The following is an 11,057-nucleotide window of genomic DNA, read 5'->3' as shown; positions in this document are numbered from 1 at the left end:
GGCGGCAAACACGCGCAGCTGACCGTGCCCGGCCCGCAGGTGGCGGAGCAGCCCGCAGCCGATAAGGGTAACTGGCGGGATGATTTCGACGGCAGTACGCTTGACCCTGAATTGCAGACCTTGCGCATTCCGTTCGACGACACCCTCGGCTCGCTCACCGCGCGCCCGGGCTACTTACGGCTCTACGGCAACGACTCGCTCAACTCGACCTTCACCCAGTCGACCGTGGCGCGCCGCTGGCAGCACTTCACCTTCCGGGCCGAGACGCGGATGCAGTTCTCGCCGGTTCACTTCCAGCAGAGCGCGGGGCTGACCTGCTACTACAACAGCAAAAACTGGAGCTACTGCTTTGTGGACTACGAGGAGGGGCAGGGGAGAACCATCAAAGTGATCCAGCTCGACCACAACGTACCGTCGTGGCCGCTGCACGAGCAGCCCATTCCGGTGCCGGAACATGCGGAGAGCGTCTGGCTGCGGGTAGACGTGGATACGCTGGTCTACCGCTACAGCTACTCGTTCGACGGCGAGACGTGGCACGCCGTGCCGGTGACGTATGAGGCGTGGAAGCTGTCGGACGACTACATCGGCGGGCGTGGCTTCTTTACCGGCGCGTTTGTGGGGCTGCACTGCGAGGACATCAGCGGCGACGGCTGTCACGCGGACTTCGACTACTTCACCTACGAGCCGGTATAGCCCAGCGCGCGTGAGAGCTCGAGCCCGGCCTGCTGAAGCTCCTCGCGGAAGCGGGCCAGCTCGGCGTCATCCACGCGAGAGGTGAGCGTCGACAGGCTCAGCGCGGCAATCACGCGGGATTCGTGGTTCCACACCGGCACCGCCACGCAGCGCACGCCCTGCTCGTTCTCTTCGCTGTCCAGAGCATAGCCCTGCTCGCGGGTCTGCGCCAGGGCGGCCATTAAGGCTTCACGAGAGGCGAGGGTGGAAGGCGTAAAGGTGGTGTACTGATAGCCCTCCAGCAGGGCGTTCAGCTCGGCCTCGCCCAGCCAGGCAATCAACACCTTGCCGATGGCGGTGGCGTGAACCGGCAGGCGGCGGCCGATGCGCGAATAGGCGATGGCGGCCAGCTTGCCTTCAATTTTCTCGATATAGACCCCTTCACGCCCGTCCAGGATCCCCAGATGGGTGGTCTGCCCGGTTCGCTGTGACAGCTCCGTCAGCCAGCCTTTCGCCTTTTGCCGAATATCGATGGAGCCCACGACAAAATGACCGCGCTCGACCAGCTTCATGCCGAGGCGATATTTCCCGTTCTCCGGGTTCTGATCGATATAGCCGTGAAGCTGGAGGGTTTTCAGCAGCGAGTGGAGGGTGCTCTTGCTCAGCCCCATCAGTTTGCTGATGTCGGTGATCTTAAGCTCGGTGGCCTGCTCGTTGAACAGGTCGAGGATCTGCAACGCACGTTCAACAGACTGAATAATCGGCATAATGCTGGCATGTCCACGCTGGAATGAAGGCGAAAACGTACCTTTTTCGGGGTGAAAAATCAATGAAGGGGAGCCGGTTTGCCCGGCGGCGCTTCGCTTGCACGGGCCTACGGGACTTGTAGGCCGGGTAAGCGCAGCGTCACCCGGCGGGAAGATCGCACCGAATCAATAACGTGGGAGAGGGGATCACTCCCCAAGCGTCGCCACCATCACCGCCTTAATCGTATGCATCCGGTTTTCCGCCTGGTCAAACACGATGCTCGCCGCCGACTCAAACACCTCGTCCGTTACCTCCATCCCGCCGTGCAGGTCGAACTCCTTCGCCATCTGCTTGCCCAGCGTGGTCTGGTCGTCGTGGAACGCCGGCAGACAGTGCAGGAACTTCACGTTCGGGTTGCCGGTCAGCGCCATCATCTGCGCGTTTACCTGATACCCCCGCAGCAGCGCAATCCGCTCCGCCCACTTCTCTTTGGCTTCGCCCATCGACACCCACACGTCGGTATAGATAAAGTCCGCGCCCTTCACGCCTGCCGCCACGTCTTCCGTCAGGGTGATTTTGCCGCCGTGCTTCTCCGTCAGCGCGCTGCACTCCGCCACCAGGCTCTCTTCCGGCCAGCAGGCTTTCGGGGCCACCAGGCGCAGATCCAGCCCGGTCAGCGCCGCCGCTTCCAGCATCGAGTTGCCCATGTTGTTGCGCGCGTCGCCCGCGTAGACCAGCGTCATCTCGTTAAACGCCTTGCCCGGCAGGTGCTCCTGCATGGTCAGCAGGTCCGCCAGCAGCTGCGTCGGGTGGAACTCGTTGGTCAGCCCGTTCCACACCGGCACGCCCGCATACTGCGCCAGCGTTTCGACGACTTCCTGGCCGTGACCGCGATACTGAATGCCGTCGTACATCCGCCCGAGAACCCGTGCGGTGTCCTTAATTGACTCTTTATGCCCAATCTGGCTGCCGCTCGGCCCTAAATAGGTGACGCGTGCGCCCTGGTCAAATGCGGCAACTTCGAAAGAGCATCGTGTACGGGTCGAGTCTTTTTCGAAGATGAGCGCGATATTTTTACCGGTAAGTTTCTGTACTTCCTTGCCCTTTTTTTTATCGGCCTTGAGCTGTGCGGCAAGGGTCAGCAGAGAAGTGAACTGTGCAGGGGTAAAGTCGAGCAATTTCAGAAAGTGTTTCTTGTACAAATCGGCCATTTTATCCTCGCATGGCAAACGCCAATTATTGAATTAAAATTCACTTTATATGTGTAATTATTCATTTGCAACCCCGTTTCACAAATCTTTCCAACAAAGGTGGAGGCAAACCCGTCCGTGTGTGAAAATAGAAGTATCTGCCGCACTTTAAAGAGGATTGAGCCATGGCAAACCCGGAATTACTGGAAGAGCAACGCGAAGAGACGCGTCTGATTATTGAAGAACTGCTGGAAGACGGTAGCGATCCGGACGCGCTGTACACCATCGAACACCATTTCTCTGCGGACGACTTTGAAGCGCTGGAAAAAATGGCCGTGGAAGCCTTCAAGCTGGGTTACGAAGTGACCGAGCCGGAAGAGCTGGAAGTGGAAGAGGGCGACACCGTCATCTGCTGCGACATCCTGAGCGAAGGCGCGCTGAAGGCGGAGCTGATCGACGCGCAGGTAGAACAGCTGATGAACCTGGCCGAGAAGTTTGAAGTGGAATACGACGGCTGGGGAACCTACTTCGAAGATCCGAACGGTGAAGACGGCGAGGAAGGCGACGACGAAGATTACGTCGACGAAGACGACGACGGCGTGCGTCACTAAGCGTTTCAGGCGGTGGCGCGCGCCACCGCTTTTTTCAAGGCAGAACCATGGATTACCCGCAGATACTCGCCCCCGTACTCAACTTCCTCCAGTGCCCAACCCCGCAAGCATGGATTGATAAAGCCCGCGACCCGGCGAACCTGCCGCTGCTGCTCACCGACCACATGGTGTGCGAGCTCAAGGCCGCCCAGACCGCGCTGCTGCTGGTGCGTAAATACGTCGCTGATGAAAGCGGTGCCGACGCGCTGCTCGAGTGGCTCAAGCCCTACGAACAGTTCACCTTCCGCGACGGTCCGGAGCCGGACTTCATCGCCCTGCACAAGCAGATTGGCAAAAGCGTAATGCCCAAAACCGACGACCCGTGGGGCCAGGCGCTCATCGACAGCATGGTGCTGCTGATCAAAGAGGAGCTGCACCACTTCTGGCAGGTGCGCGAGGCGATGCTGGCGCGCGACATTCCGTACGTCAAAATCACCGCCAGCCGCTACGCCAAAGGGATGCTGAAGGAAGTGCGCACTCACGAACCGCTGACGCTGATCGACAAGCTCATCTGCGGCGCCTACATCGAAGCCCGCTCCTGCGAGCGCTTCGCCGCGCTGGCCCCGTTCCTCGACGACGATTTGCAGAAGTTCTATCTCTCGCTGCTGCGCTCAGAAGCGCGCCACTATCAGGATTACCTGACGCTGGCCCGGCAGGTAAGCGACGACGATATCTCACCGCGCATACAGCATTTTGGCGAAATTGAAGCCACACTTATCTCGACACCGGACCACGAGTTTCGCTTCCACAGCGGCGTGCCGGTGTAAACCGGCATAACGCAAGGATAAGGATGCGAGATGAAAAAAACGTGGATCAGTACGGTCATTGTTATTGTCGCGGCTGCCGCCGTGGCGTTCTGGGTCTTCTTCGACAGGCAGCGCGCTCCGGACGCGCAAATTGATACCGCCCTTAACGCGATGCCCGCCTGGCAGGTGATCAAGGAGCAGGAGCCTGTGCTGCATCAGCGCATTCTCGACCAGATGGCCGCCCTGCAAAAGGCCGGCGAGCCGGAGCAGCACATTATCGACACCATCCAGCCGCAGATCCTGCATTTGCAGATGACGCGCCTGCAAAATGCCCCGGACGCCAACGTGGTGAACTACATGACCATCAACATGGAGCAGACCGCCGCCATCCAGAAGGTGAGCGACGACGCTTGCTTCCGCTTCCTCTACCCGATGGTGAAGGGCGGCATCAACCCGATGCGTATGCTGGATAAAGACCTGATGACCCGGCGCATGCAGGCCGATGCCGACATGATGCGCGCGGCCTACGGCAAAAATCGCCACACCGTGACGCAGGCCGAGCGCGAGGCGGCTGTCGAGGATGTGCGGCCAATTATGAAGGCGCTTGCCGATAAGTACGGCGAGGACATCCAGCTGTTGCAGATGCCGGAGAAGGCAGCGGGCAAAGAGAAGCTCTCCTGCGATATGGTGCAGGCGATGTGGGCGAAGGTGCTGGCGCTGCCGGAGCAGAAGGCGGCAGGGGTGATTCGTCTGGCAGTGTCTGAGCTGGAGTGACAAAGGGCGCTGGTTTTTTGGGCACTTAGCGCGGGTTTCGCGCGTCGTCGCTTGCATGGCGGCGCGCGACAGGTATAATCCACAACGTTTCCGCATCCCCTTCAGTGCCGAAGTGGCGAAATCGGTAGACGCAGTTGATTCAAAATCAACCGTAGAAATACGTGCCGGTTCGAGTCCGGCCTTCGGCACCAAAAGATGCAAATCAAAGTCGCTTAAGGGCGGCTTTTTTTGTGTCCATTTTATCTGAATTCATTAGATATCTAACTGTAATACGAAGCAGTTTTGCGAGATTTTTTCTTGCAGATGAAGGGCTTTATTGTCATTGGTTGTTTTTGTCTATTGGTATTTCGTCAGTTTGGAATTCAGGTTGGCTATTAGATGCTGTAGTAATAAAAACAACAAATCTGTGATGAGCATATTGCTTTTTCTGGAAGTGATTACGCAAAAAATTACGTAAATTTAGCTATAAATCTTATCTCTCATTACGTAAAATATCGCGTAACCACTTTACAAGATTTGAGATGGATTACGGTATGGCTAATGTTGACGCAGACTACTGCTATTCTTTCCCAGCTATACGTGGCATACAGGCTGGTCGCCCTTTCTACATCGCCACGTGCCCCATGCGCATCATCCCTAAAATATTCAGCTTTGACGAAAATGACGTTCCGCCTGAGTTACGCGCGCAGCGCACGTTGAACAAATCGCGTATCCCCGAAATGGTGCGATATCTACTGGAAAATCCGAAAGATTATGTTTTTTCAGCGCTAACGGCCTCCATTGCCGTTGATGTCCAATTTGATGAATTTGAAGGTTCTAATAACCTTGGAACGTTATGCGTGCCGATGGATGCTCAAATACTCATCAACGACGGTCAGCATCGCCGTAAAGCGATTGAAGACGCTTTAGACGCACGCCCCGAGCTGGGACAGGATAATATACCGGTGCTATTTTTTGTCGATGAGGGGCTAAAACGTAGTCAGCAGATGTTCGCAGATTTGAATAAATACGCCATTCGTCCCAGCCCATCGCTTGCCTCTTTATATGACCATCGTGATGCCTGTTCAAATCTGGCACGTTATCTGGCTATGTCCGTAGAACCATTTGTTGGGATGACGGAGTTGGAAAAATCTGGTATCAGCCAGCGATCGAATAAACTGTTTACCTTAAGTAGTATCAAGCAGGCTACCCGCGCGTTGTTGGGCAAAGATCCCAAAGAGAACAATTTTGAAGAATGCACGTTAATAGCCACCCGCTACTGGCAGGCTATTTTTCACGTGATGCCGGACTGGCAGTTAGCGGCCAAAAAAGAGGTTTCGCCAGTTCAGCTACGACAGGATTATATTCATGCTCACGGTATTGGTTTGCAGGCTCTCGGACAATTGGGGTATGCCCTGCTGACAGACTACCCGGAGCAATGGCCTGAGAAAATCGCTGCACTCAAGACCTTTAACTGGCGCAGAAACAATCCTGATCTGATCAAGCGCGCGATGCAGCACGGTAAGCTGAGTAAAACCAGTACGGCAATCCAGCTCACCTGCAATGCGCTAAAAACCGCGCTCTCTATTCCCCTCACTCCTGAAGAACAGGAGCTTGAAGCTCAAATGGTTGTCTCATGAGTAAATTAGTTCAGTCCTATGATTTGGCCGAATACGAAGATTTTATTAATCTGGAACAGTTCGCCGGACGTCCTCTGGCCGAATATGTTGCTGAGGTTCAACGAATTTATTGTGCGGATAAGCGTCCGTGGGTGATTGGCTACAGCGGTGGGAAAGATTCTTCCGCTGTGATCACGCTGGTGTATCTGGCCTTGCTCGGCCTGCCCCCGGAAATGCGCAGCAAAGATGTTTTTGTGGTGTCGTCCGATACGCTGGTCGAAACGCCGGTAGTCGTGGATCTGATTAAGAAAACGATGTTGCAGATTGAGGCGGGAGCGAAGCGTAACGGCTTGCCGATCACTCAACACGCGGTAACGCCTAAAACGAATGAAACCTTCTGGGTCAATTTGCTGGGGAAAGGTTATCCGGCTCCAACTCGTAGTTTCCGTTGGTGCACCGAGCGCATGAAAATCAATCCGGTGAGTGACTTTATTAAAGATAAGGTCAGCCAGTTTGATGAAGTTATTGTTGTGCTGGGTTCGCGCAGTAGCGAAAGTGCTTCTCGTGCGCAGGTAATCGCAAAGCACAAGATTGATGGATCACGCCTTGCCCGGCATACCACGCTGGCAAATGCGTTTATCTATACACCCATTGATACCTGGGATGTAGAAGACGTCTGGAAACTTCTGCGCGGCGCGTTCCGCTATGCCCCTGAAGATATCGACGAGTGGGAAAGCCCGTGGGGTGGAAACAACCGTCCACTGTGGACGTTGTATATGGATTCTTCCGCACAGGGTGAATGCCCGCTGGTAATTGATGATAGTACCCCTTCCTGCGGCAACTCGCGTTTTGGCTGTTGGACCTGTACCGTTGTCACTAAAGATAAGGCTATGGAAAGCCTGATTAAAAACGGTGAAGAATGGATGTCTCCGTTGCTGAAATATCGTGATCTGCTGGCATTTACCACCGATCCGGTGAATAAAGACACGTTTCGAAACTATAAGCGCCGTACTGGTAAGGTGAGCTATCAGTACGCTAAAGAAAGTGATGAGCCGGGGGCTGAGCGTAAGCATGTTCCAGGTCCTTACTGGCTAAAATACCGTCAGCAATGGCTCAAAGAATTGCTGGAGATAGAGCGCGATTTGAATGCTCAAGGCCATACCATTACGTTAATTACCAAACCAGAGCTACATGCGATTCGTCAAGAGTGGTTGAAAGATCCTAATGAACCAGACTGGTATGACACGCTGCCGGGTATTTACCGTGAAGTGTATCAACAGGATTTAGACTGGGTGGTGGACGATCAGTCGCGCTTTGATGCCAGCGATGCAGATCTGTTGGTGCAGATAGCGCAGGGGTTTGACGTTGTGCCTGAAATGGTGATGAAACTCATAGAGCTGGAAGTTTCAATGGAAGGCTTAAGCCGTCGTCAGGGCATTTTTGACAAACTTGGCACGATTTTAAAGCAGGACTGGGGCACTCTCGAAGAAATTGAACAACAACAGGTCACTCTGCAAAAACGAGTTGAACGAGATATTCATCAGGAAGAACTTACAAAGCTGGAAACTGAACTTCAGGTTTTACAGCGCAGAATTGTTGATGCCAGTGAATCCTCGTTACTGATTGGGGAGGAGAAATAACGTGCTCATTAAACAGCTGGTATTACATAATTTTCGGGTATTTAACGGTACACATACCATTGATCTGGCACCCAGAAAGCGTCCGCACGATTTGAATCCACGACCTATTGTGCTGTTTGGTGGTTTAAACGGCGCAGGGAAAACGTCTATCCTGTCGGCGATCCGCATAGCGTTGTATGGACGACTGGCGTTTGGGTTAGCGACTCAACAGCAAGAGTATATCGAACAACTCAGCGCATTGATTCATAACGGCGCGTACTATATTGAGCAGCCGGAAGAAGCATCTGTAGAACTGACGTTTACCTATAATAAAGGCGGTCATGAGGCCGAATTTACCGTTACGCGAACCTGGAAAAAGGGGAAGAGGGACCGCCTTTCTCTGCAACAGGATGGGCAGCCACTCAGTGAACTGGATTACGATCAGTGCCAGGGATTTCTAAATGAGTTAATTCCGCATGGCATTGCTGATTTGTTCTTTTTCGATGGCGAGAAAATTGCAGAACTTGCTGAGGACGAATCCGGTAATATTTTACGTACCGCCGTACGACGCTTATTGGGGCTGGACCTCATATCTAAACTGCGTAACGATTTAATGATTTTTGTTAAGCGTCAGCAATCCAGCCAGCTAGCAAGTTCTCAGCAACAACAGATTGCAGAGCTTGAAAAACAGAGTAAAGAATTAGCCTGCCAGACAGAAGCACTGCTGGAAAGCGCCGATTTTGCCAAATCGCGGATTGAGTTTCTGTCTAAAGATATAACCCGTTATGAAGGCTTGCTAAATGCTCAGGGGGGCGCTTTTGCCCAGACTAAAGCGCAGGAAAAACAGAAAGTCGAAACGCTGCTAAAAGATAAAGAACATCTGGAAAAAGCACTGAGACAAGAATGCGATGGCTCGCTACCTTATGCGCTTGCGCCCACTATTTTGTCTCGTTTGCTGCAACAAATTGCTGATGAAACGCAGATTAAACAGGCAAAAAGCTTTGAAAAAGAGCTGAGCCAGTTTTTAACGCAACTCAGAAATGATATTGCATTTCGTTCTGCGGGGACTGGCAAAATAGCAGCTGAAGCGATTACCGATAATCTAAAAGATTATATGGCAACGAAACCAAAAGGTGATTTGCTCTTTGACATCTCTGAGCGTGAAGCTGGTATGCTTCAACAGTCTATTGAGATAGATAGTAAAAGAGCATGGCAGCGTTTTGAGCTTTATCGCACACAGTTATCTGAGATTGAACAACAGTTAGAACAAGCGGCTGCTAATATTGCCCGTGCTCCTGAAGATGATCAGCTGATGGATCTCTTTGAGAAATTACGTGACCTGGATAGGCAGCGCGAAGCCCAATTGCAGAAATATCGGTCATTGCTGGAAGATGCTAAACGCACGAAACAGCAGCAACTGGATTGTGTTCGCCAGATTCAAAAAGCGCATGATGCCGCTCGTTATCAGCACAGTTATAGTAGTGCGTTTAAGAATGCTCAGGAAACGATAAACTTACTCGATCGCTACAGTGATGTATTAACCCAGGCTCGAGTTAAAACGCTGTCTACAAACTTTGAGCTTGCTTACCGTAAGTTGGCTCGCAAAGAGGATTTACAACTTAGTGCGCATATCAACCCTCAAACGTTTGATGTTGAATTAATTGATGAGAATGGATCAGTAATTAACCGTAAATTACTTTCTGCTGGTGAAAAACAGATTTATGCAATTGCTATTCTTGAGGCGCTGGCGAAAACCTCTGGTCGTGATTTACCAGTGATAATTGATACGCCATTGGGACGTCTGGATTCTCAGCATCGTGATAAATTGATTAACCACTACTTCCCGGAAGCCAGTCATCAGGTTGTATTGCTGTCTACCGATACTGAAGTAGATGAGCGTTATTTTGTCGATCAGTTGCGTGATGATATCTCTCATGCTTATGAGATTGTGTTTAATGCGCATACTAAATCGTCAACGCTGAAACCAGGTTATTTCTGGGAATTAACTAAGGAGGCTATCTGATGCTCCCAAATCGAATGGCGCTTAGCCGTCAGACTGAAGATCAGCTTAAAAAGCTCAAAGGGTATACTGGGATTACACCCAATATTGCTGCCCGGCTAGCATTTTTCCGCTCGGTGGAGAGTGAGTTTCGCTATTCACCTGAACGAGATAGTAAGAAGCTGGATGGTACGCTGGTGCTGGATAAAATTACGTGGCTAGGGGAAACATTGCAAGCCACAGAACTGGTGTTGAAGATGCTTTATCCACAATTAGAGCAAAAGGCGTTGATTAAGGCATGGGCAGCGCATGTTGAAGATGGAATCGCTTCAGTAAGAAATCATCGAAACTTAAAAGACTTTTTAATTTCATTGTAAAATAACTATTATGCCAATGCGTTATGTATTGGCATATAAGGATATAAAATGGAAATTACTTTCGAACAGATTAAACAACTAACAGAAATTGTTACAAGCAAAGATTGGGTGGATTATGTAACCTCCGTTGGGAGCTTAATTAGCTCTGTGGCAATCATATTTTTAACATGTTATATTTTTTTTAAAACACCCAATCAAACTGCTCGTAGCAAAGTTTATGAAAAAGAAGTAGATTTATTGTATAAAGCCTTCGATTGCTTTTGTTTGTTTTCTGATGCTGTAGGATTGTATGCCTCGAACAAACACAGAAAATACAAAACATTGAGCGATCCTAACAACAAACCCCTAGAAGAAAGCTTTAGCGATAAAGAAAAACAGTCCTCTGAAGATGTTTATCCTGCTTTTAAAGAACAAAATATGGCTTCTAGTCTCTTACATTCATTAGGGGCTTTAGAACCTAAAAAATGTGTAGATAGCTATAAGGAAAAAACAGTAGAATTAAGAAAGCTTATAATAGAATTTGAACGAAGTCATGAAAATCCCGAATCAGAAAAATGCAAAGAAATTTCAGATAAAATTGAAAAAATAAGATCGGAATTAGATGCTATAAAAAGTTGTTTTTTCAATAAAATAAGAGAATTTAAGGATGAGATAAAAAATCAAATTTAATAAAATGGGGGGCGCC

12 protein-coding genes and 1 tRNA gene are annotated in these 11,057 nt (G+C 51.1%); 10 read left to right on the top strand and 3 right to left on the bottom strand.

The window, feature by feature from the left end; genetic code table 11:
* Positions 1–693 (top strand): DUF1349 domain-containing protein (locus tag N5C09_RS15720; RefSeq protein WP_279749382.1); only part of this gene is annotated, 693 nt, incomplete at its 5' end.
* Here N5C09_RS15720 and xynR read toward each other — a convergent pair.
* The 3 genes from xynR to N5C09_RS15705 all read right to left on the bottom strand — a co-directional run bounded on the left by xynR (position 678) and on the right by N5C09_RS15705 (position 2,695).
* The gene (gene xynR / locus N5C09_RS15715; RefSeq protein ID WP_203465563.1) at positions 678–1,439 is read right to left on the bottom strand and encodes a DNA-binding transcriptional repressor XynR; all 762 of its coding nucleotides are present in this window, start codon (positions 1,437–1,439) and stop codon (positions 678–680) included. The two genes, N5C09_RS15720 and xynR, sit on opposite strands and share 16 nt — an antisense overlap.
* A gap of 186 nt (positions 1,440–1,625) precedes the next feature.
* A complete protein-coding gene (argF, locus tag N5C09_RS15710; RefSeq protein WP_279749381.1) occupies positions 1,626–2,630 on the bottom strand; it encodes an ornithine carbamoyltransferase in 1,005 nt (334 codons plus the stop codon).
* Complete coding sequence (locus N5C09_RS15705; protein ID WP_216858841.1) at positions 2,600–2,695, bottom strand: hypothetical protein; 96 nt, start codon at positions 2,693–2,695, stop codon at positions 2,600–2,602. The genes argF and N5C09_RS15705 overlap by 31 nt, the downstream gene beginning before the upstream one ends.
* 99 nt (positions 2,696–2,794) lie before the next feature.
* Here N5C09_RS15705 and rraB point away from each other — a divergent pair, with 99 nt between their 5' ends.
* The 9 genes from rraB to N5C09_RS15660 all read left to right on the top strand — a co-directional run bounded on the left by rraB (position 2,795) and on the right by N5C09_RS15660 (position 11,041).
* On the top strand, positions 2,795–3,220 hold the full coding sequence (rraB, locus tag N5C09_RS15700; RefSeq protein WP_017694625.1) for a ribonuclease E inhibitor RraB: 426 nt from the start codon (positions 2,795–2,797) through the stop codon (positions 3,218–3,220).
* Positions 3,221–3,267: 47 nt separating this feature from the next.
* Positions 3,268–4,026 carry a tRNA isopentenyl-2-thiomethyl-A-37 hydroxylase MiaE gene (miaE, locus tag N5C09_RS15695; protein ID WP_193034017.1) on the top strand — a complete coding sequence of 253 codons (759 nt, stop codon included), beginning with the start codon at positions 3,268–3,270 and terminating at the stop codon, positions 4,024–4,026.
* Between the two features lie 30 nt (positions 4,027–4,056).
* Positions 4,057–4,779, top strand: a complete 723-nt coding sequence (locus N5C09_RS15690; protein WP_279749380.1) for a topoisomerase II — start codon at positions 4,057–4,059, stop codon at positions 4,777–4,779.
* A 106-nt stretch (positions 4,780–4,885) separates the two neighbouring features.
* Positions 4,886–4,970 (top strand) — tRNA-Leu (locus N5C09_RS15685).
* Between the two features lie 342 nt (positions 4,971–5,312).
* The gene (dndB, locus tag N5C09_RS15680; protein ID WP_193528004.1) at positions 5,313–6,398 is read left to right on the top strand and encodes a DNA sulfur modification protein DndB; all 1,086 of its coding nucleotides are present in this window, start codon (positions 5,313–5,315) and stop codon (positions 6,396–6,398) included.
* Complete coding sequence (gene dndC, locus N5C09_RS15675; RefSeq protein ID WP_279749379.1) at positions 6,395–8,017, top strand: DNA phosphorothioation system sulfurtransferase DndC; 1,623 nt, start codon at positions 6,395–6,397, stop codon at positions 8,015–8,017. The genes dndB and dndC overlap by 4 nt, the downstream gene beginning before the upstream one ends.
* 1 nt (position 8,018) lies before the next feature.
* Complete coding sequence (gene dndD, locus N5C09_RS15670; protein ID WP_047737536.1) at positions 8,019–10,019, top strand: DNA sulfur modification protein DndD; 2,001 nt, start codon at positions 8,019–8,021, stop codon at positions 10,017–10,019.
* Entirely contained in the window at positions 10,019–10,372 is a 354-nt protein-coding gene (gene dndE, locus N5C09_RS15665) for a DNA sulfur modification protein DndE (RefSeq protein ID WP_279749378.1), read from the top strand. Before dndD ends, dndE begins: the two co-directional genes overlap by 1 nt.
* A gap of 48 nt (positions 10,373–10,420) precedes the next feature.
* Entirely contained in the window at positions 10,421–11,041 is a 621-nt protein-coding gene (locus tag N5C09_RS15660) for a hypothetical protein (RefSeq protein ID WP_279749377.1), read from the top strand.
* The last annotated feature ends 16 nt before the right edge of the window (positions 11,042–11,057 follow it).

Origin of the sequence: Enterobacter sp. GD03975 (assembly GCF_029838645.1) — a bacterium.
In the GTDB taxonomy this organism is placed as follows: Bacteria; Pseudomonadota; Gammaproteobacteria; order Enterobacterales; family Enterobacteriaceae; genus Enterobacter; species Enterobacter quasihormaechei.
This window is presented reverse-complemented; position numbering and strand designations above follow the sequence as displayed.